19 protein-coding genes are annotated in these 21,071 nt (G+C 63.0%); 9 read left to right on the forward strand and 10 right to left on the reverse strand.

All coding sequences use genetic code 11. The features are described 5' to 3' along the window. Positions 1-297 precede the first annotated feature (297 nt). From BBX50_RS12005 to BBX50_RS12030, 6 genes are all read right to left on the reverse strand, one after another. On the reverse strand, positions 298-1,128 hold the full coding sequence (locus BBX50_RS12005; protein ID WP_065775550.1) for a DUF937 domain-containing protein: 831 nt from the start codon (positions 1,126-1,128) through the stop codon (positions 298-300). A 111-nt stretch (positions 1,129-1,239) separates the two neighbouring features. Continuing rightward, positions 1,240-2,613 carry a glutamate--cysteine ligase gene (locus BBX50_RS12010; protein WP_065775551.1) on the reverse strand — a complete coding sequence of 458 codons (1,374 nt, stop codon included), beginning with the start codon at positions 2,611-2,613 and terminating at the stop codon, positions 1,240-1,242. Between the two features lie 245 nt (positions 2,614-2,858). Further along, the gene (locus BBX50_RS12015; RefSeq protein ID WP_065775552.1) at positions 2,859-3,596 is read right to left on the reverse strand and encodes a 16S rRNA (uracil(1498)-N(3))-methyltransferase; all 738 of its coding nucleotides are present in this window, start codon (positions 3,594-3,596) and stop codon (positions 2,859-2,861) included. 10 nt (positions 3,597-3,606) lie between these two features. Further along, entirely contained in the window at positions 3,607-5,112 is a 1,506-nt protein-coding gene (locus BBX50_RS12020) for an inorganic phosphate transporter (RefSeq protein ID WP_065775553.1), read from the reverse strand. Between the two features lie 129 nt (positions 5,113-5,241). After that, the gene (locus BBX50_RS12025; protein ID WP_065775554.1) at positions 5,242-5,748 is read right to left on the reverse strand and encodes an NUDIX hydrolase; all 507 of its coding nucleotides are present in this window, start codon (positions 5,746-5,748) and stop codon (positions 5,242-5,244) included. 310 nt (positions 5,749-6,058) lie between these two features. Beyond that, positions 6,059-6,847: a FadR/GntR family transcriptional regulator gene (locus BBX50_RS12030; RefSeq protein ID WP_083213596.1), complete on the reverse strand. Its 789-nt coding sequence runs from the start codon at positions 6,845-6,847 to the stop codon at positions 6,059-6,061. A gap of 274 nt (positions 6,848-7,121) precedes the next feature. On the opposite strand from BBX50_RS12030, the gene BBX50_RS12035 reads away from it, so the two are divergent. Continuing rightward, positions 7,122-8,396, forward strand: a complete 1,275-nt coding sequence (locus BBX50_RS12035) for a DUF3422 family protein (RefSeq protein WP_065775556.1) — start codon at positions 7,122-7,124, stop codon at positions 8,394-8,396. Positions 8,397-8,638: 242 nt separating this feature from the next. Here BBX50_RS12035 and BBX50_RS12040 read toward each other — a convergent pair whose 3' ends face one another. Further along, complete coding sequence (locus tag BBX50_RS12040; protein ID WP_065775557.1) at positions 8,639-9,535, reverse strand: LysR family transcriptional regulator; 897 nt, start codon at positions 9,533-9,535, stop codon at positions 8,639-8,641. A 106-nt stretch (positions 9,536-9,641) separates the two neighbouring features. Between BBX50_RS12040 and BBX50_RS12045 the strand changes: the two genes are divergently transcribed. From BBX50_RS12045 to glcF, 4 genes are all read left to right on the forward strand, one after another. Continuing rightward, positions 9,642-11,081, forward strand: a complete 1,440-nt coding sequence (locus BBX50_RS12045) for an FAD-linked oxidase C-terminal domain-containing protein (RefSeq protein ID WP_065775558.1) — start codon at positions 9,642-9,644, stop codon at positions 11,079-11,081. Next, the gene (glcE, locus tag BBX50_RS12050) at positions 11,078-12,289 is read left to right on the forward strand and encodes a glycolate oxidase subunit GlcE (RefSeq protein ID WP_065775559.1); all 1,212 of its coding nucleotides are present in this window, start codon (positions 11,078-11,080) and stop codon (positions 12,287-12,289) included. Before BBX50_RS12045 ends, glcE begins: the two co-directional genes overlap by 4 nt. Before the next feature lie 31 nt (positions 12,290-12,320). Next, positions 12,321-12,701: a DUF4870 domain-containing protein gene (locus tag BBX50_RS12055; protein WP_065775560.1), complete on the forward strand. Its 381-nt coding sequence runs from the start codon at positions 12,321-12,323 to the stop codon at positions 12,699-12,701. 70 nt (positions 12,702-12,771) lie between these two features. Continuing rightward, complete coding sequence (gene glcF / locus BBX50_RS12060) at positions 12,772-14,076, forward strand: glycolate oxidase subunit GlcF (protein WP_083213597.1); 1,305 nt, start codon at positions 12,772-12,774, stop codon at positions 14,074-14,076. A 66-nt stretch (positions 14,077-14,142) separates the two neighbouring features. Here glcF and BBX50_RS12065 read toward each other — a convergent pair whose 3' ends face one another. After that, the gene (locus BBX50_RS12065; protein ID WP_065775561.1) at positions 14,143-14,838 is read right to left on the reverse strand and encodes a L,D-transpeptidase; all 696 of its coding nucleotides are present in this window, start codon (positions 14,836-14,838) and stop codon (positions 14,143-14,145) included. Between the two features lie 181 nt (positions 14,839-15,019). Continuing rightward, the gene (locus BBX50_RS12070) at positions 15,020-15,793 is read right to left on the reverse strand and encodes a L,D-transpeptidase (RefSeq protein ID WP_065775562.1); all 774 of its coding nucleotides are present in this window, start codon (positions 15,791-15,793) and stop codon (positions 15,020-15,022) included. Positions 15,794-16,045: 252 nt separating this feature from the next. Between BBX50_RS12070 and BBX50_RS12075 the strand changes: the two genes are divergently transcribed. Next, on the forward strand, positions 16,046-16,690 hold the full coding sequence (locus BBX50_RS12075; protein WP_065775563.1) for a DNA-3-methyladenine glycosylase I: 645 nt from the start codon (positions 16,046-16,048) through the stop codon (positions 16,688-16,690). Positions 16,691-16,837: 147 nt separating this feature from the next. On the opposite strand, the gene BBX50_RS12080 is transcribed toward BBX50_RS12075, so the two are convergent. After that, complete coding sequence (locus BBX50_RS12080; RefSeq protein ID WP_065775564.1) at positions 16,838-17,266, reverse strand: hypothetical protein; 429 nt, start codon at positions 17,264-17,266, stop codon at positions 16,838-16,840. 433 nt (positions 17,267-17,699) lie between these two features. Between BBX50_RS12080 and hisS the strand changes: the two genes are divergently transcribed. The 3 genes from hisS to hisG are packed head-to-tail and all read left to right on the forward strand — an operon-like array spanning position 17,700 to position 21,051. Then, the gene (gene hisS, locus BBX50_RS12085) at positions 17,700-19,211 is read left to right on the forward strand and encodes a histidine--tRNA ligase (protein ID WP_065775565.1); all 1,512 of its coding nucleotides are present in this window, start codon (positions 17,700-17,702) and stop codon (positions 19,209-19,211) included. A gap of 5 nt (positions 19,212-19,216) precedes the next feature. Further along, entirely contained in the window at positions 19,217-20,359 is a 1,143-nt protein-coding gene (locus tag BBX50_RS12090; RefSeq protein WP_065775566.1) for an ATP phosphoribosyltransferase regulatory subunit, read from the forward strand. Further along, positions 20,356-21,051 carry an ATP phosphoribosyltransferase gene (gene hisG, locus BBX50_RS12095; protein WP_065775567.1) on the forward strand — a complete coding sequence of 232 codons (696 nt, stop codon included), beginning with the start codon at positions 20,356-20,358 and terminating at the stop codon, positions 21,049-21,051. The genes BBX50_RS12090 and hisG overlap by 4 nt, the downstream gene beginning before the upstream one ends. The last annotated feature ends 20 nt before the right edge of the window (positions 21,052-21,071 follow it).

Below are 21,071 nucleotides of genomic sequence, written 5' to 3' on the forward strand. Positions count from 1 at the left end.
CAAGTTTCCTCAATACGATTGAGGACGGAAACATGCAGCAGTTCAAAGTGTTAAAGCGTCCCTTGCGCGTCTGATCGACGCGCGGCGCTTTAAAGTTTCGGTGCTGCTGACCTCAACGGTCGCGTGCCCAAACGTTCCCCGCAGGGTAGAGCCAATAGACCCTGCCGCTTGGCCCGGTGCATGACCAAGACATGTACCGGGCCTTTTTCTTTCTCCATGCTTGAGAAGTGCGCACACTCTCTCCGGCGCCGAGCACGGCGGCGTGGAGGCGTCGATGATGTCAGCGGGAAGGGCTTCTCAGCTCTTCGTGCCGGGCCCGGTCTTGTAGATGTCGAACAGCGCCTCGACGTTCTTCTGGTATTCCTTCTGCATCTCCAGCCCGGTGTCGAACATGCTGTTCATCACCTGGGAGAATTGCGCCAGCGCCGGATTGTCGGCGGCGGGCTTCTGCGCGCCGGCGGCACCTGCCTGCATCATATCCTGAAAGGCCTTGACGAAGGGGTTGTCGGCGAAAACATCGGAAGCCTTGGGCTTCTCTTCTTCCTTCTTGCCCAAGCCAAAGAAGCCTTGCATCGCCTGAGTGAAGGGATTGTCGAAGGGGTTCGGTTGCGGTTCCGGCTTCTTGGCAAAGCCGGTGGCCTCCATCCATTGCCGCATGGCCGTTGCCATCGGATTGTTGGCGAAGGCATCGCTCGCAGCGGCAAACTGCCCGGTCGTCTGCTTGAACAGCCCACCCATCAGCGTGTCGGCCATGACCGGCAGCATCTGTTTGTAGATTTCCTGGCTGATGCCGGTCAATTGAGCAGCCTGCGCGGCGACGGCCCGCGACATTTCCTTCGAGCCGAACAATTGTCCAAGAACGCCGTTGCCATCAGCCATGCCCTGAGGCGTGAACGCCTGGCTCATGTCTTCGAAGTACTTGGCATAGTTGCCGCTGCCGAGAGCGGTCAGCAGCGCACCGAAATCGTAAGGGTTGGCAGTGTTGCGCTTGAAGGCGGCGGAGAACGCCGGCAGCAACGCCGCAGTCGCCTTGGTCATCTGCTCCTGGGCGAGGCCGAATTGCTGCGCCATCAGCTCGATGGCCTTGCCGTTCTGTGCCTGTGCGAACATGTCAAAAAGCGGTGCCATGCCAGTTCCCCTTCGGCATCTCGACGCGCGACGCTGCAAGCGACGCATATCCTTGCACTATAACGGGAAATTGGTGTCTGGAAACCGGTATTTGATGGTGCTCGGCGGGCATCAATACTGGTATTCGGAAAAGACCGGATCGACGGAGCCGTTCCAGCGGCCGTTGTAGAGCGCCAGCAGGTCTTCCGCGAGCGTCGCCTTCTTGGCGAGCACCTCGTCGAGCGGGGCCAGGAACTGGCTTTCGTCGATGCCGTCGCCGTTGAGCCGATTGCGGCGCTTCAGACCAGCGCGCGAAATGCTGAGCACTTCGCGCGCAACATCGTAGAGAGTGCCGGCACGGAACTTGGTGGAAAGCGCCTGAACCGGAACCGCGTCGCGCATCGCGCTCACCTCTTCGAAGGTCCAGTCGCGGGTCAGCGTCTCGGCAGCATCAAGCGCTTCGCGATCGTAGAGCAGGCCGACCCAGAAGGCCGGCAGCGCACAGATCCGCCGCCACGGGCCGCCGTCAGCGCCGCGCATTTCGAGGAAGCGCTTGAGCCGAACATCCGGGAACAGCGTCGAAAGATGGTTGGTCCAGTCGCCCATGTTCGGTTGCCAGTCGGCGATCTCGCCCTTCAGCGCGCCGTTCATGAACTGGCGGAAGGTGACGTGGGTGCAGTCGTGGTAGTGGCCGTCGCGCACGACGAAATACATCGGCACGTCGAGCGCCCATTCGACATAATCGGCAAAGCCGAAATCCGGGCGGAAGGCGGAAGGCAGCAGGCCGGCGCGCTGGTTGTCGGTGTCGCGCCAGATGTCGCCGCGCCAGGACAAGAGCCCGTTCGGCTTGCCGTCGGTAAAGGGCGAGCTGGCAAAGAGCGCGGTTGAAAGCGGCTGCAGCTTCAGCGACACCTGCATCTTGCGGCGCATGTCCTCTTCCGAGGAGAAGTCGAGGTTCACCTGGATCGTGCAGGTGCGGTACATCATGTCGAGGCCCCTGGTGCCGACCTTCGGCATATAGCGGCTCATGATGCCATAGCGCGATTTCGGCATGCGCGGCGTCTCGGCGAAGGCCCATTTCGGGCTGCCGCCTATGCCGAGGAAACGGATGCCGAGCGGTTCGGCGACTTCGCGCAGGACGGCGAGGTGCTGGTTCGATTCCCTGCAGGTCTGGTGCAGGTTTTCGAGCGGCGCGCCGGAAAGCTCGAACTGGCCGCCCGGCTCCAGCGAGATCGCGCCGTTGCCCGAGTGTTCCGCAAGTCCGATGATGTTGCCTTCGTCGACGATCGGTTCCCAGCCGCTCTTTGCGGCCATGCCGTTCAGAAGCGCCTGAATGCTGGCCTCGCCGAAATAGGGGACGGGGCTGTTGTCCGCCTTAAAGAAGGCGAACTTTTCGTGCTCCGTGCCGATCCGGAACCGTTCCTCCGGTTTCGAACCTGCCGCCAGGTAGGCGGAAAGGTCAGCGACAGAGGTTACCGGCGTCTGGTCGGTGGTATCTCGGGCCATGAGCGTCTTCTTTTGTTTGGACGACTCTCGCTGGATAGCGGGAGTTGATGGAGGCTGCTTGAACCGTAATCAGGTGCGGTGCAAGTCAATTTCTTTCAAGATCTCATCAAAAAAAGTAGGACGATTGCTTGCGCTGGAACAAGCCCCCGAGACAACAGACCAATCTTTCCAACCGGTCGTTGTTTCACACTTCCGCTCTTCTCTTAGGAGAGGAATTGGCAAGCGGATTGTTCCGGAGCGACCGGTTATCGCCAGTCGCCGACGGTCGCTTGAATGACCGCCATGGCGGCAACGGCGGCGGTGTCGGCCCTCAGGATGCGGGGTCCGAGCGGGACGGCGGTGACGAAATCGAGGCTGCGCAACAAAGTCCGCTCGGCCTCGGAGAAGCCGCCCTCAGGACCGATCAACAAGGCAAGCTTCTTCTCCTTGATGCCGGCAAGGATCGGTAACGGATTCTGGCTGTCGCTGCCTTCGTCGCAGAAGATGATACGCCGGTCGTTCGGCCAGGTGGAAAGCACGTCCTCCAGCCGGCGCGGCTCCTCGACCGTGGGAATGCCAAGCACGCCGCACTGCTCGGCCGCCTCGATGACATTGGCGCGCACCCGCTCGATATTGCCGAGCTTGCCTTGCACATGCTGCGTCATTACCGGCTGCAGCACGCCCGCGCCCATCTCCACGGCCTTCTGGACAAGGTAGTCGAGCCGCCCGACCTTCAGCGGCGCGAAGAGATAGACGAGGCCACAGGGCTCGGGCTGCTGCCGTGTCTGCTCGACGGCAGTCAGCACCAGCCTTTTCTTGCTGGCCAGCGAAAGTTCGGCCCGCCATTCGCCGTCGCGCCCGTTGAAGACAAGGATCGAGGAGCCCTCTTCGTAGCGCAGCACATTCACCAGATAGTTGAATTGTTCCTTGGTTGCCTCCTGGGCGGAACCCGCACTGAGGGGATGTTCGACGAACAGTCGCTGCATGCGAAAATTGGCGCGCATAGAGGAACCTTCACATGAAAATGCCGGAGAGGATGAAATAGAGGACGGCCGAAAGTGCCGCCGATGCCGGAACGGTAATGACCCAGGCACCGACAATCGTCAGGAAATGTGAGCGGCGCACGAGGCGCCGACGCCGGACTTCGGTAAAGTTGGTTTCCGCCGTTTCCATAAAGTCGGTCTGCCCGGTCTGCTGCCGGACATAGTGCAGGCGACGCTTGGAATTGCGGATGTACCATTCGCGGAAGAAGCCGACGCCAAAGACGGCGCCGACAGCCGTGTGCGTCGAGCTGATCGGCAAGCCGAGCGCCGAGGCCAGGAGCACCGTGACGGCGGTGGCGAGCGCCACACAGAAGGCGCGCATCGGATTGAGCTTGGTGATCTCCTGGCCGACGACACGGATCAGTTTCGGGCCGTAGAGCAAAAGGCCGATCGAAATGCCAAGCGCGCCGATCGCCAGCTCCCAGAGCGGGGCCGGCGATTTCTGCGTCGTGATGACCCCGTCGAGCGCCGAAACGATCGCCGACAACGGACCGATCGCGTTCGAGACGTCATTGGCGCCGTGGGCGAAGGAGAGCAGTGCCGCAGCCACGATCAATGGCAACCGGAAGAGCCGCCGCAAGGACTGGTTGCGGTTGTCCAGGCCCTCCGATTGCCTGATGATCCAGGGCCGGGCCTGCAGATAGACGGCCACACCGGCGACGACACCGGCGGCAAGGCCGACGGGCATCGAGATCGCCGCCACTTGAACCAGCGCGATCACGGCAAGATAGGCGGTAAAGCAGCCTGAAGTGACGCCGAGAATAACAGGCATCCATCGCCTGGCCGCGGCAATCTTGTCTTCGCGGTAGATGATGAATTCCTTGAGGAAGGCGAGGAACGCCGCGGCGATCGTGCCACCAAGCAAAGGCGAGACCATCCAGCTCAGCGTGATGCCGGCGAGCGACCACCATTGCACGCTGGCAAAGCCGGCAGCGGCGATACCCGCGCCGACGATGCCGCCGATGATCGAGTGGGTGGTCGAGACCGGGGCTCCGGAATAGGTGGCGATGTTGATCCAGGTGGCCGACGAAGCGAGCGCCGCCATCATGATCCAGACGATGGCCTGAGCGCCGAGCACGTCTTCGCCGTGGACGATGCCCGCTTCGATCGTCAGCGAAACCTCCCGGCCGGCAAGCAGCGCGCCGGCAATCTCGAACACGGCGGCGATGGCAAGTGCGGTCGCCATCGACATCGCCTTGGCGCCGACGGCCGCGCCGACATTGTTGGTCACGTCGTTGGCGCCGATGTTCATGGCCATGTAGCCGGCGATGGCAGCGGCTGCGATGATGATCGGCGCACTTGCGGAACTTGTTACGAAGCTTGCGGCGAAGGCCATGCTCAAAAGCAGAAACAGGCCCGCGAGCGCCGGCGCCGCCAGGCTGCGGCGAACGTGCTGCGATGCTTCCTCGGCCAGGCTGAGCTTGTCCAGGTCTTTGTCGAGCGTCTGTTTTGCAAGGCGTGTGCGCGGCTTGGCCACTGCGAGGAAACTCCATTGTCACCACGGCCACTAAGGCCACAGCAACACGCATTCAAGTGGATTTGCTGGACATCGGCGCATAACGCGTCGGGATCACGCGTTCAGGGCATCGGATGCCGTTCCTGAAAGCTATCCGTTTGCCGCCTTCGGCATCGGTTCGGCCACCACGGTCATACGCGCGCCAAAGGCGAGGATGAGGTCTTTCAGCGATGGCTCGGCCACGCGCGACGCTGCCTCCTTGTAGTCGACCCATTCCAACTGTCGCCGACCTTCCTCGGGGAAGTGCTTGCAGAGGTCATCCACTTCCAGGGCGTGGACCTGCACTTTCACCGAGATCTTGAGACCGTGATCCATGCGCTTCTGATAGAGATAGAAACCGATCGCGGCCTTTTGCACGTGGCCCTTGACGCCGGCTTCCTCGTAGGCTTCGCGTTCCGCCACTTCATGGGCGCGCTTGCCTTGCATCGGCCAGCCCTTGGGAATGACCCAGCGGCCGGTGTCGCGACTGGTGATCATGAGGATTTCGAGAGCCTTGGACTTCTTGCGGATGCGGTAACAGAGCGCGGCGTACTGCATGCGCGCCGGGCGGCGCAACATCAATTGGACATCGGATGCGAGCCTGTTCAGGAAGTTCAAGGTCGTCTGCGCTCCTCTCGGCGAATCAGTGGTTTCGGATGCTGTTCGAGCCAGTATGGCAGGGTCCTGTTGCGTGTAAATGTCGCTGCCCTCGGGTGGCTGGATATGTCGCCAGCTTTCGGCCGAACTGTGGTCCAGATACGACAGGATATGGTGCTTTCGCGTCGGTTTTGCAAACCGTCCAACAACCGGGCGTTGATCCAGAGATCACGATTGACGACGAGGCGGAATGCTTCGAGATCAGTTCTGAAAGGTTCGATTGGGGCGTGAACGGAGTGCCGCCACGTTGTCCACGCGGCGCGCCGAAATGTCAGCCGGCTCGGTCACGCTGCTGCAAGCGCAGTCGCGCTATGCGGTTCCATTCGCCGGTGCGTTCCGCCTCGCGGGTCGCTGCGGCGACGAAATCGATATGGCTTTGCGACGCGGCTTTGGCCGCCGCCGGGTCCTTCGCCATGATGGCATCATAGATGGCTTCATGCTGGGCAAGCAGCCGGGCTCGCGCACCCGGCGCGTCGAACACCGAATTGCGATGAAAGAAGATGCCCTGCTGGAGCAGCCGATAACAGGCGCGCAGCGTGTGCAGGAGGATGATGTTGTGGGCGCTCTCGCCGATCGCCTGATGCAGTTCGATGTCGGCTTCCAGCTCCGCATCGAAGTCGCCGGCGGCGTGGGCCGACCGCATGCGCTCGATGATCCTCGTCAGGATGTCCCGGTCGAAATCCGTGGCGCGGATTGCCGCCAGTTCCGCTGTGAGGCCCTCCAGTTCGCGCCGGTATTCAAGATAGTCCTGCGTCGCCTTGTGGTGACGGGCGATGAGGTCGATCAGCGGTTTGGAAAAGATCTGCCCGACGACGTCGGCGACGAAGGTGCCGCCGCCATGGCGGCTTTCGACCAGGCCGCGTGCCTCCAGCTCCTTGAGCGCCTCGCGCAGGATCGGCCGCGACACGTCGAAGCGCTTGGAAAGCTCTCGCTCGCCCGGCAGCCGGTCCCCGTCGCGCAGCACGCCTTCGAGGATCAAGAGCTCGATCTGCTGCACAACCTCGTCCGCCGTGCGACTGTGGCTGATACGGGCAAAAAGATCGATCTGGTCGTCGGTCACGGCATGGTCTCCCGGATCACGAAGGATTGGGAACAATCCCAGTCACGAACGCAATCGATACTCATGAGTTGGAGCGGTCGGAAAGCAAAAGCGTACACGCTTCTTCCATCCCTCTCTGCGCCGCAATCTAGGCAGCCGACGCAAAGTGGTCAATTTGCTTGTCCACTTTCGGCGACTGACAAAAATCAAACTGCGGCAATGCGTCCTTTGTTCTTTTGCTCGTTCGGTTGATAAGAAAGTCGTGATGAACGCGTGAGGGGGACAAGAGCGCTTCATGGCAAAGGGTAGTTTTGCTTTTCCGGTGGCGCCGATGCGCGCCCTGGCCTTGGGCGAGGTTCATTCCCGCCCCTATGCATTGGTGACGACGCCGCGGGTGATCTTTCAGCTCGCCTTCCTCACCGACGGCGGCTCGATCGTCGATCACGCGGTGCTGTCGGAGCTGACACGCGCACGCGGTATCGCGCCTCCCGGTCGCGACGCCAACCACCACGCCATGCCCTGGGGACAGGGCACGCTGCGCTGGGAGCGTCATACCGAATTCTCCACATATTTCTGGGATGCGCCGCCGCCGGAGCAGTTTGGCGGCGAGGTGCCGATACATCCCTTCGGCGACGGCTTTTCTCCGCCGGGCTCGCTGATCTCGGGCATAAGGCTTGAGATCAGGCCGGATACGCCGGAAACCCGCGAAGCAATCAAGCTCTTCGATCCGACCAGCCTCTGTTTCAGCGAGACCAAGAACGGCCAGGCGGTGATCGTTACCGACTTTCGCCAGAACGGCGATGGGCTGACGCAGATCCTGGTGATCGATTGCGGCATGACGGAAGCCGGGACCGGCGCGCTCGTCCAGCGTCTGCTCGATATCGAGACCTACCGGACATTGGCGATGATGGGCCTGCCGCTTGCGCAGTCGCTGTCGCCGGAAATCCGCCGGACCGAAGACGGCCTGACGGGGATAACGCAGCGCATGAAGGAGAACGTGCGCGAAGAGGCCGACGACATGCTGGCCGAGATCACCCGGCTTGCTGCTGATCTCGAGGCCGGTGCGGCGCTCAGCCTTTATCGCTTCGGCGCCAGCCGCGCCTATTATGGCATCGTCCAGGAGCGCATTCGCACGCTCGCCGAAACGCCGGTGCCGGGCTACGAGACCATCGGCACCTTTCTTGAACGACGCCTCGCGCCGGCAATGCGCACCTGCCAGTCGGTGGAGGAGCGGCAGGCCAACCTGTCGCGCAAGCTCGCCCGCGCCACGGCGCTCCTCAGGAGTTGGGTCGACGTTGAACTCGAGCGGCAGAACAGCGCGCTTTTGAACTCGATGGACCGGCGCGCCAAGCTGCAGTTGCGGCTGCAGCAGACGGTCGAAGGCCTGTCGGTCGCCGCCATTTCCTACTACGTCGTCGGGCTGTTCGGTTATCTCGCCAAGGCTGTCAGCCACGAGCTGCCGATCGATCCGGGTCTCCTCACTGGCCTTGCCGTCCCCTTTGCCGTGGCCGGCGTCTGGCTGATCGTGCGCCGCATCCGCCGCCACCATGAGGACGGCGAGCACAAGTAAAGCAATTCCAGCAAAAGTGCGCAGCGGTTTTGCGTCCGGAATTGCGAGAGGCAACAATTCCAGCAAAAGTGCGCAGCGGTTTTGCGTCCGGAATTGCGAGAGGCAACAATTCCAGCAAAAGTGCGTAGCGGTTTTGCGTCCGGAATTGCGAGAGGCAACAATTCCAGCAAAAGTGCGTAGCGGTTTTGCGTCCGGAATTGCGAAAACGAACGAGGCGGAGCGCTTCCGTGAGGAGAAGCGCTCTATTGTTCCCAATAGGGAACCGGCCCGTAAAGCCCGGCCAGATAGTCGATGAAGAGCCGCACCTTGGCTGGCAGGAACTGCCTGCTCGGATAGACCGCCGAGAGCGTCAGCTGCTTGGACCCTTCCCATTGCGGCAGCACCTGCACCAGCTGGCCGCTGCGCAGCTCCGGGCCGATATCCCAGGTGGAGCGAAGCGCTATGCCGGCACCGGCGATGACAGCGGCGCGCACGATCTCGGAGGAATTGGTGACGAGCGGCCCTTCCGGATGCCAGACCAATGCGCCCTCCGGCCCCTCGAGCTTCCAGTTGTCGTTGTTGTGGGCGGGCAGGCAGAGGTGGTTGGCGAGTTCGCCGATTTCCTTCGGTGCGCCGTTGCGGGCAATGTAATCCGGCGAGGCGCAAAGCAGCCGGCGGACCGGCGCAAGCTTCCTGGCAACCAGCGACGAATCCACGAGCTCGCCGATTCGCACCGCCATGTCGAAGCCTTCTGCGACGATGTCGGTGAAATCGTCTGTCAGCACGATGTGCAGCTTCAGATCCGGATGATCCTTCATGAACTTCGTCAGATGCGGCGCGATGTGCATCCGGCCGAAGGAGGTGGGGGCAGAAATCCTGAGCACGCCCAGCGCATGCGACGACCGGCCGGAGGCATAGGCCTCGGCCTCCTCGATGCCGGTGAGGATGCCGAGCACCCGGTCATAGAACCCCTGGCCGGCTTCCGTCAGCGAGATCTGGCGCGTCGTGCGCTGCAGCAGCCGCGTGCCGAGGCGATCTTCGAGCCTTTTGATGCGCTTGGAGATGACGGCTGGGGAAAACCCCAGCACTCGCCCCGCTGCCGACATACTGCCGGTGGAAACGACCCGTGCAAAAATCTCAAGATCACCTAAATTCGTCATCAATCGTTGCCATTGTTTCCAAAACGGAAAAGCTCAATAGCATTTGCGAGGGCTCCGTCCTAGTGGTAAAGAAAATGAACCAATTGATGCGCGACGGGAGAGGCTGATGGCGGAGACGATCGGGTTTCTACAGCCGAAACAGTCGGTTATCTCGCGGCGACGCGACATTGTCGCGGATCTCGCCGATCTGTTGCCGGCGGGCTGTCTGATCAGCGACGAGCGCGGGCTGAAGCCTTTCGAGACAGACGCCTTCATCGCCTATCGCCGCATGCCGCTTGCCGTCGCCCTGCCGGAGACGACCGAGCAGGTCGCAGCGCTGCTCAAATATTGCAGTCGCTATGGCGTTCCGGTCGTGCCGCGCGGTGCCGGCACCTCGCTGTCGGGCGGCGCCATCCCGCAGGAGGACGCGGTCGTAATCGGTCTTTCGAAGATGTCGCGCATTCTCGACATCGACCTCTTCAACCGTACCGCCACCGTCCAGGCCGGCGTCACCAACCTCAATATTTCCGAAGCCGTCTCCGCCGACGGCTTCTTCTATGCACCCGACCCGAGTTCGCAGCTCGCCTGCACGATCGGCGGCAACATCGGCATGAATTCCGGCGGCGCCCACTGCCTGAAATACGGCGTCACCACCAACAATCTGCTCGGCGTGAAGATGGTTCTCCACGACGGTACCGTCATCGAGCTCGGCGGCAAGGCGCTGGATGCGGCGGGCTACGATCTGCTCGGGCTCGTCTGCGGCTCCGAAGGCCAGCTCGGCATCGTCACCGAGGCGACGGTGCGGTTGATCGCCAAGCCGGAGGGTGCCCGTCCTGTGCTGTTCGGCTTTGCCTCGTCTCAAGCCGCCGGTGCCTGTGTCGCCGATGTCATCGGTTCCGGTATCATTCCGGTCGCGATCGAGTTCATGGACAAGCCGGCGATCGAGATCTGCGAGGCCTTCGCCCATGCCGGCTACCCGCTCGACGTCGAAGCGCTGCTGATTGTCGAGGTCGAAGGCTCCGAGCAGGAAATGGACGAGATGCTCGCGAGCATCGTCGCGGTCGCGCGCCGGCACGGGGTCGCGACGATCAAGGAGTGCCAGACGGCAATGGAAGCGGCGGCGATCTGGAAAGGCCGCAAATCCGCCTTCGGCGCCACCGGGCGCATCGCCGACTATATCTGCATGGACGGCACCGTGCCGCTCAGCCAGCTTTCGCATGTGCTCGCCCGCACCGGTGAAATCGTAGCAGGCTACGGCCTGCGCGTCGCCAACGTCTTCCATGCCGGCGACGGCAACATGCATCCGCTGATCCTTTACAACATCAACGACCCTGAAGATGCGGCGCGTGCCGAGGCCGCCGGAAACGACATCCTCAAGCTTTGCGTTGATGCCGGGGGGTGCCTGACAGGCGAGCACGGCGTCGGCATCGAAAAACGTGACCTGATGCTGCATCAGTTCAACCAGGCGGACCTCGACCAGCAGATGGCGGCGCGCGCCGCCTTCGATCCGCAATGGATCCTGAACCCGTCCAAGGTCTTCCCGCTCGAAGGACGTCCAGCTGCATGATCGTGCATTTCGAACCGGCAAGCGAAGAGGGGATTGCGACGGTCGTCCGCGCAATGGCCGCCGACAGGGCGTCGCTCGCGGTGATCGGTGGCAATACGCGCTCGGGTCTCGGTAATCCGGTACGGGCCGACCGGGTTCTCTCGACGCGACGCCTGTCCGGCATCGTCAGCTACGCTCCGGCGGAGATGACGCTTACGGCGCTGGCCGGGACGCCGATCCGGGAAATCGAGCAGGCTCTCGCAGCGAACCGGCAGATGCTTGCCTTCGAACCCATGGACCACAGGCCGATTTTCGCCTCGTCGGGAGAGCCGACGATCGGTGGCGTGTTCGCCGCCAATGTGTCCGGCCCCAGGCGCTATGTCGCCGGTGCCGCCCGCGACAGCCTGCTCGGCGTGCGTTTCGTCAACGGCCAGGGTGAGGCGATCAAGGCGGGCGGCCGGGTGATGAAGAACGTCACGGGCCTGGATCTCGTGAAGCTGCTGGCGGGTTCCTATGGCACGCTCGGCATTTTGACCGAAGTGACCTTCCGCGTCCTGCCGTTGCCGCCTGCGGCGCAGACCGTCGTTGTCTCCGGGCTGAACGATGCGGGAGCCGCCGCGGTCATGGCCGAAGCGATGGCGCAAACGACGGAGGTTTGCGGGGCCGCGCATCTGCCGGAGAGTGTGCGCGGGCGATTTATCGACGGTGCGCTCCCCGACGGCGCCGCCACCGTCCTTCGCCTCGAAGGGCTGGAAGCATCCGTTTCCCTTCGCGCTGACACACTCGCGAAAGCCCTCGCTCGGTTCGGCGCGGTGGCGCGCCTCGATGGGGGCCAGACGGCGAAGCTCTGGGCGGAAATCCGCGATGTCAAACCCTATGCCGACGGCACGAAACGGCCGCTTTGGCGCGTCTCGGTCGCTCCGTCGCTCGGCCATCAGCTCGTGGCCGCGCTCAGGCTGCAGACCGGTGTCGACGCCTTTTATGATTGGCAGGGCGGCCTTGTCTGGTTACGCATGGAGGCTGACCCCGAAGCGGAACTCGTGCGCCGCTACATCAAGGTTCTCGGTGGTGGCCACGCGACGCTCGTGAGAGCGGAGGAGGGCTACCGTGCCGTCATCCCGGCGTTTGAACCACAACCGCCGCCTGTGGCACAATTGAGCGACCGCGTCCGCGCGACTTTCGACCCGCACCGGATCTTCAATCCGGGCCGCATGGCGGCGATCTCCTGAGGCGCGACGGCATGCAACATGGGAGCTATCGATGAGCGACAATGGCCCGCAGACACCGTTTTCCCGAGAGACCGATCGCTGGCTGGAGCCGGGCAAGATCAACGTCCAGGTGATCTATGTGCTCTATCTTGTGGGGTTTGCGGTCGGGATCACCGCCATCATCGGCGTCGTCATCGCCTATCTCAACCACGGCAAGGGCGCGCCCTGGGTGCAGACGCATTACATCTGGGCGATCCGGACCTTCTGGATCGCTCTGCTGTTCGGCGTTATCTCCATGCTGCTCACGGTTCTTTTGATCGGCATTCTCGGCTTTATCGCCACCGCCGTCTGGATCATCGTGCGCTGCGTCGTCGGCCTGCAACGGGCGGCCCGCCAGGAGCCGATCACCAACCCCGAAAGCTGGATGGTCTAGCTATTTGAATGCTGCGGCGACCGTCCTCCTGGACACCCGGTTCCGCAGACCCGGAAAGTGGAGTTCGCATTTGCAGACCAATTTTACGCCCGCACAGCTTGCCGATCCGCACGTGGCCGAATCCGAGGCGATCCTGCGCAAATGTGTGCATTGCGGCTTCTGCACCGCGACTTGCCCCACCTATGTCACGCTCGGCGACGAACTCGATAGTCCGCGCGGGCGCATCTACCTCATCAAGGACATGCTGGAAAACGGCCGTGCGGCCGACAAGGAAACCGTCACCCACATCGATCGCTGTCTCTCCTGTCTCGCCTGCACGACGACCTGTCCTTCCGGCGTCGACTATATGCACCTCGTTGATCACGCGCGCGTTCATATCGAGAACACCTACCGGCGCCCGTTCAAGGAACGGCTGGCGCGCTTCGTCCTGGCGGCGGTGTTGCCCTATCCATCACGCTTCCGCCTGTCATTGAAGGCGGCCGGTATCGCCCGGCCGCTTGCGGGCCTCATGAAACGCGTTGCGTTGCTGAAAACCTTCGGCGTCATGCTCGATCTGGCGCCGAAGGCCGTGCCGCAGCCCTCGGCTTCGGCCGTGCCCGGCGTCCATACGCCGAAGGGCAAGCGCGTCGGTCGCGTGGCGCTGCTGACCGGCTGCGCCCAGCCCGTGCTGAAGCCGGAAATCAACGAAGCGACGATAAGGCTTCTGACGCGCTTTGGCGTCGAGGTGGTGCTCCCGTCCGGCGAAGGCTGTTGCGGCGCGCTGGTGCATCACATGGGCCGGGAAAATCAGGCGCTCGAAGCCGCGCGGCGCAATGTTGATGCCTGGCTGAAGGTTGCAGACGAGGGCGGGCTGGACGCCATTGTCATCACCGCGTCGGGCTGCGGCACCACGATCAAGGACTACGGCCATATGCTGCGGCTCGATCCGGCCTATGCCGAAAAGGCTGCACGGATCTCCGCACTGGCAAAGGACATCACCGAGTATCTGGCCACGCTCGATCTGCCGGAGCAGGAGGCGAAGGGCACGACGCTCGCCTATCACTCGGCCTGTTCGATGCAGCACGGCCAGAAGATCACCCTGGCGCCGAAGCAGCTTTTGAAGCGCGCCGGCTTCGTCGTCCGTGATCCGGCCGAGGGACATCTCTGTTGCGGCTCGGCCGGCACCTACAACATCCTGCAGCCGGAAATCTCGGCCAAGCTTAGGGCGCGCAAGGTCAAGAATATCGAGGCGACCCGGCCGGATGCGATCGCAACGGGCAATATCGGTTGCATCACCCAGATCGCCAGCGGCACCGCCATCCCCATCCTGCATACGGTTGAGCTGTTGGATTGGGCCTATGGCGGGGCAAAGCCGCAGGCGCTTGGATCCAAATGAAAAAGGCCGGCTTCGCGTTTGCGGAGCCGGCCTCATCATTTCAAAATGTGCGTTCTCGCCGACCGGTCAGCCGCCGAAAATCTGACGGAAGATATCGACGCCGCGGTCGTCGTAATAGGTGTCGCCCGGCTTGCTGCCGGGGCCGATGACGATCACCTTGGTGCCGACGTCGGCGCGGTCATAGAGATGTTCCACGTCGTCGTTCATCATGCGGATGCAGCCGGACGACATGTTCTGGCCGATGGTCCAGGGCTGGTTGGTGCCATGGATCCGGAAGATCGTGTCACGGCCGCCCTTGTAGAGATACATGGCGCGGGCGCCGAGCGGGTTGTCGATGCCGCCTTCCTGGGTCACCGGCAGGATGCGACCCTTTGCGGCCTCGCGGCGGCGCATCTCGGCCGGTGGCGTCCAGGCCGGCCATTCCGCCTTGCGGCCAACTTTCACGACGCCCGACCAACCGAAGCCATCGCGGCCGACGCCGATGCCATAGCGTGTCGCGCGGTTCGGGCCGTCGATGTAGTAGAGAAACTTGTTGTTGGTATCGACGATGATCGTGCCGGGTGCCTCATCGGTGCGGAAGCGGACCTTGGTGCGCCAGTACTGTTTCGCCGGTTTTTTCTGCGTGGCCACGAGGACCACGTCGGATGACTTCACCTTGGCCCCCGCGGTCGGCGCCGGCGTGAAAGCCGAGGCGCTGGCGGCGGCAAGAATAGTGCTGGTCGCGATGACGATCGCGACCACTTTGCTGGCATGACGGTTCATAAATGATTCCCTCTCAACCCTCGTTACGGGCAGGCTATGCAAAATGTGGCGAAGTTCAAGCCTGCGATACAGCCGGCGGGCCACCGGATTTATATCTGTTCATGCTGCTGTTGCCCGAAAATCACGCATGGGCAACAGCAACACGTGCAAGGGTGGGGAAATATTCTATGCTATGCTCGGATTATATCACGATAACCTTCGTACCCACCTTCACCCGTTCGTAAAGGTCGACAACGTCTTCGTTGCGCATGCGGATGCAGCCGGAGGATACGGCATAGCCGATCGTCCAGGGCGCATTGGTTCCGTGGATGCGGTAGAGCGTCGAGCCGAGATACATGGCGCGCGCGCCAAGCGGGTTTTCCGGGCCGCCGTCCATGCGCGCCGGCAGGTAGTGGCCCTTGGCCGCTTCGCGGCTGATCATCTCCTGCGGCGGCGTCCAGCTCGGCCATTCGGCCTTGCGGGTTACCTTGTGGGCGCCAGCCCATTCGAAGCCCGGTTTGCCGACGCCGACACCGTAGCGTCGTGCCTCGCCGTTGCCGGTGACGAGATAGAGAAAGCGGTTGTTGGTATCGATGACGATCGTGCCCGGCTTTTCCTTGCTCTCGTAGGCGACCGTCTGCGGCAGAAACTGCGGATCAAACTTTGATTTCACCGGCCGCTGGGCGCGCGTTGCGTTGGCCGGCTGGAGCAGCGGATTGACGACGCGACGCTTGACCTGCGGTCGTGCGGCCTGTCCCTGCTGATAATACTGTTTTCGGGTGGCGCCCGGAATCTGCTGGCGATAGATCACCTGCCGCGTTCGCGCCTGCTGCCCGCCAAGCTGCATCACCCAGGGGGCGGTGAGGTCGGGGCTGACAACGACGGGAGGCCGGTTCTGATACCGGTCCTGTGCTGCGGCCGGACCTGCGATAAGGGTCAGAAGGGAGGCGGCTATTAGAAGGGATTTTTTCAACATCGGACGGACTCGCTACCTTTCGCCGAAATGCATCAAGGGGGCGCAGTCGGCCGATGAACGGGACGCTCGAGCGGGACATGCGCCTTGGCAATGGCGCGATCGTGTCATCTGGAGGGCGAGCGAATGGTAAACACCGGTTCATTAAAAGGCGAAGGCGCCGATAAAGCTTTGGGTAGGGTTATCCGCCGCTTTAGGAATCTGGTTTGCAAATGGTAAAGGCAGTGAAATGAGCCGGATAGGACGAGGAAAACGATGACGACGAAGGGCATAGTGACCGGTGAAGACGGACGTCAGCGTTGTGCGTGGCAGGGCAATCTCGACGACTATCGTCGCTACCACGACGAGGAATGGGGGCGTCCCGTCATCGACGATCGCCGGCTGTTCGAGAAGATCTGCCTCGAAGGCTTCCAGTCCGGCCTGTCGTGGCTGACGATCCTGCGCAAGCGCGAGGCTTTCCGTGCCGCCTTCGCCGGCTTCGACTTCGATCAGGTGGCGACGTTCGATGAGGCAGATATCGAGCGTTGCCTTGCCGATACCGGCATCGTGCGCCATCGCGGCAAGATCGTCTCGACCATCAACAATGCCCGCCGTGCGCAGGAACTGCGTCACGAGTTCGGTTCGCTTGCCAGCTATTTCTGGTCATACGAGCCCTCGGGGGACGAACGTCCGAAACGGGTGACCTACGAGGCGATTGTTGCCAATCCGACGACGCCGACCTCGGCGCGGATCTCCAAGGACCTGAAAAAGCGCGGATGGACCTTTGTCGGCCCGACGACGATCTACGCCTTCATGCAGGCCATGGGCCTCGTCAACGACCATATCGAAGGCTGCCATTGCCGCGTCGTGGTTGAGGAGTTGCGCGCCAAGCTGGCGCGGCCCAAGGTTCGGGTGGCTTGATCGCAGCGGCGGTCCCCCTCGGGCTCCCCGCAGAAATCGTAGGCCGCCGTCGCTCGCAGCCATCCTCCGGCGTCCGTTCAGCGTGCCTGAAAGCGGGCTGCCATTCTGCAACATGCCGCCGAACTGTCTTTCGCCAGTGTTGCGCGTTCAGGCGTAGGGCGCGGCGCGCTCGCGCGCAAAGGCGAAGACGCCTTGCAGCGAATTTTCGCCGGCTGGCGTATCAAGGACGGAGCGGCCAACGCAGAAGAGCTGCGTCGTTTTCGGTGCCGGCTTGTGCACGACGGTGGTGAAGCAGAACGAGGCTGACGACGCCGTTGCCTGCTCGAGGATGTTGAGGATGGTGGCGCGATCCTTGCGGTCATGGGCGCGCACCAGGTCGACGATGCCGCAGGAAAGAGCCGGCACGCCGAGCAGGTGGGCGGTCTTTCGACCAAGGTGAAAGACCCCGCTGGCGAGGTCGCAGTGCCACGCTTCCACGAGATAGTCCGCCTCGTCGAGGTGGCCCATCCACGTGGCATGCTCCCCCAGGTGCCCGGGTCGGATGGCTCCTGAGCCAGGTGTCATGAACGTCAGCATGATGCTGTTTCTCTCTTGTCGTGCCGTAACAAAACAACTGTGCGCAAGCTGCCATCGCCGCCGGGTGGTTCAAGGCGGCATCCCGATTGGCCGACTGCGGTCATTGCCTCCGGAGCTTGTCTGCGAGTACACATCGCGCTGCCGGGACGATAGTCGATGACTGGTGTGATCGGAACGGTGCCGATTGCTCGATCGATAAACTTTTAGTGATGATTGTCGATCTAATGCGCCTTGTGGTTGAGGTCAATCCCTTGCGGCGTTGTCGCTGCGGCGTAGCGCCAGGTCGATGGATAAGGAAGGCATCGATGCCGAGCGATCTCGTGAGGCTTCCAAGCATCGCGCGCCGAGCGCTTTGCGCGGCTCCAACCCTTGCCGCCCCTCACTTGATCCGATAGGGAAAGCTGCCAACACGCTGACAGCCCGGAATGCTCCCATGACCGAGAAACAAAAGAAACCGCAGAAGCTCAAGGCGCGCCTGCCGCGCGGCTTCGTCGATCGCTCCGCCGCCGATATCCGCGCGACCGATGAAATGATCGGGAAGATCCGTGCGGTCTTCGAGCATTATGGTTTCGATCCGGTCGAAACGCCGCTGTTCGAATACACCGATGCGCTCGGCAAATTCCTGCCGGACAGCGACCGTCCGAACGAGGGTGTCTTCTCGCTGACGGACGACGATGACCAGTGGATGTCGCTGCGCTACGACCTGACGGCGCCGCTCGCACGCCACGTCGCCGAGAATTTCAACGATATCCAGCTGCCCTTCCGCACCTATCGTGCCGGCTATGTCTTCCGCAATGAGAAGCCGGGTCCTGGCCGCTTCCGTCAGTTCATGCAGTTTGACGCCGACACGGTCGGCGCCGCCGGCGTCCAGGCGGATGCCGAAATGTGCATGATGATGGCCGACACCATGGAAGCGCTCGGCATCAAGCGCGGCGACTATGTGATCCGCGTCAACAACCGCAAGGTCCTCGACGGCGTCATGGAAGCGATCGGCCTTGGCGGCGACGAAAAGGTCAACGCGCGCCTGACGGTTCTGCGCGCCATCGACAAGCTCGACAAGTTTGGCGCCGAAGGCGTGCGGCTGCTTCTTGGCGAAGGCCGCAAGGATGAAAGCGGCGACTTTACCAAGGGCGCCGGCCTGAGCGCCGAACAGATCGACAAGGTCCTCTTCTTCGTCGGCATCAAGGACTATGCCGAAAGTGCTGGCGAACTCGCGGCGCTCGTTGCAGGAACAGCCAAGGGCGGCGAAGGCGTCGAGGAGTTGAACACCATTCGCAGCCTGGTCTTAAGCGCCGGCTACGAGGCCGACCGCATCAAGATCGACCCTTCGGTCGTGCGTGGTCTCGAATATTACACCGGCCCGGTCTTCGAAGCCGAGCTGCAGTTTGCCGTCACCAACGAGAAGGGCGAGAAGGTTGTGTTCGGCTCGGTCGGCGGCGGTGGCCGCTATGACGGCCTCGTTTCGCGCTTCATGGGCCAGCCGGTTCCAGCGACAGGTTTCTCGATCGGCGTTTCCCGCCTGATGACGGCGCTGAAGAACCTCGGCAAGCTTGGCGCATCGGACGTGCTCGCCCCGGTCGTCGTCTGCGTCATGGACCGCGACATCGAGAGCATGGGCCACTACCAGCGCTTTGTGCAGCAGCTTCGCCACGCCGGCATCCGCGCCGAGATGTACCAGGGCAACAAGAAGAACTTTGGCGATCAGCTGAAATATGCCGACCGTCGCGGCTCGCCGCTGGCCATCATCCAGGGCGGAGACGAACGTGCCGCCGGCCTCGTCCAGATCAAGGATCTGATCGAGGGCAAGCGCCTGTCCGGCGAGATCGAGGACAATGCGGCCTGGCGCGAGGCGCGCGTGGCCCAGGTTTCGGTTCCGACGGCCGAGTTGGTCGACAAGGTACGCGAGATACTGGCGGCGCAGGCCGAGGATCGGGCAAGGGGCTGACGGTCATGGCCCTCATCAACCTGCCTGCCTTCGCCGACGCGCTGCTCGCCGATTTCGAAAGCCTCGACACGCTGCGTGTCGACACACCGGTGATCCAGCCCGCCGAGCCGTTCCTTGCCATGGCCGGCGAGGATCTGCGCCGCCGCATCTTCATGACCGAGAGCGAGACGGGCGAAAGCCTTTGCCTGCGCCCTGAGTTCACGATTCCGGTCTGCCTTCGCCATATCGAGGCGGTGACCGGCACGCCGAAGCGCTACGCCTATCTCGGCGAGGTCTTCCGTCAGCGCCGTGAAGGCGGCAACGAGTTCTACCAGGCCGGCATCGAGGATCTCGGCGACACCGATACTGCCGCGGCCGATGCACGCGTCGTCGGCGATGCGATGCGCGTCGTCGCCAATCGCTTGCCGGGCCGCGCTCTCAGCGTGACCCTTGGCGATCAGGCGGTGTTCGAGGCGGTCGTCGGTGCCTGCGGTCTGCCGGCCGGCTGGCAGAAGCGGCTGATTCATGCCTTCGGCGACCAGAAGCACCTGCAGAAGCTGCTGACGGAGCTTGCTCACCCAAGGACGGTCGGCGTCTTCGGTCCCGAAGTGGTGCGCCTGTCGATGGATGGCCTGCTCGAAGACGAGGATCGTCTCGTCGCTCACGTTGCCGAAACGATGGAGGCGACCGGCTATTCGACCAATGCCAGCCGCTCGCCGCAGGATATCGCGCGGCGGCTGAAGGAAAAGATGGAGCTGGCAAACACCAGGCTCGACCGCAAGACGCTCGATCTTGTCGGCGAGTTCCTGGCGCTCGACGTGCCGCTCGCCGATGCCCCGGCCGCGCTTTCTGCCTTCGCCAAGAAGTCCGGCCTGAAGCTCGATGAGGCGCTCGCCCGCTTCGATGCCCGTGTCGCAGCACTTTCCACGGCCGGTGCCGACATCGGCGCGATCCGCTATCGCGCGGCCTTCGGCCGCCCGCTCGACTATTACACCGGCCTCGTGTTCGAGGTCGAGGTCGCCGGCACCCACGCGGTTCTGGCAGGCGGAGGGCGGTTCGACCGTCTGCTGACGCTGCTTGGCGCCCGCGAACACATCCCGGCCGTCGGCTTCTCGCTGTGGCTCGACCGCATCGAAAAGGCGATTACCTCCCAGGGAGGCGTTCAATGACCATCACCATCGCTCTGCCGTCCAAGGGGCGGATGAAGGATGACGCCTCGGCGATCTTCGAGCGGGCCGGCATGAAGATCGTCGCCGTCGGCAACGATCGCTCCTACCGTGGCCGGGTCGAAGGCTCGGATGATGTCGAGATAGCGTTCCTCTCGGCGTCGGAAATTTCGCGCGAACTCGGCAATGGCTTGATCGATTTCGGCGTCACCGGCGAGGACCTGGTGCGCGAGGGGCTTGCCAACGCGGATGCCCGCGTCGAGTTCTGTGCCCGTCTCGGCTTCGGCCATGCGGACGTCGTCGTTGCGGTGCCGGAGATCTGGTACGACGTCGACACCATGGCCGATCTTGGCGACGTTGCCGCCGACTTTCGCGCCCGCCATGGCCGCCGCCTGGCGATCGCCACCAAGTACTGGCGGTTGACGCAGAGCCACTTCTCGGGCAGCCACGGCATCCAGCTCTATCGCATCGTCGAGAGCCTCGGCGCCACCGAAGGCGCGCCCGCCTCGGGCTCTGCCGATATCATCGTCGACATCACCTCGACCGGCTCGACGCTGAAAGCGAACCACCTGAAGATCCTGACGGATGGCGTGATCCTGCGTTCCGAGGCCTGCCTGGTGCGGGCACGCAAGGCGGCCCATGACGGCGATCCGGTCGTGGCCCGCGTCATCGCAGCGGTTCGCGGCGTGCTTTGAAGCTGGGTCGAGCGGACGGG

Origin of the sequence: Ensifer sp. LC11 (genome assembly GCF_001695835.1) — a bacterium.
Lineage (GTDB): Bacteria > Pseudomonadota > Alphaproteobacteria > Rhizobiales > Rhizobiaceae > Ensifer.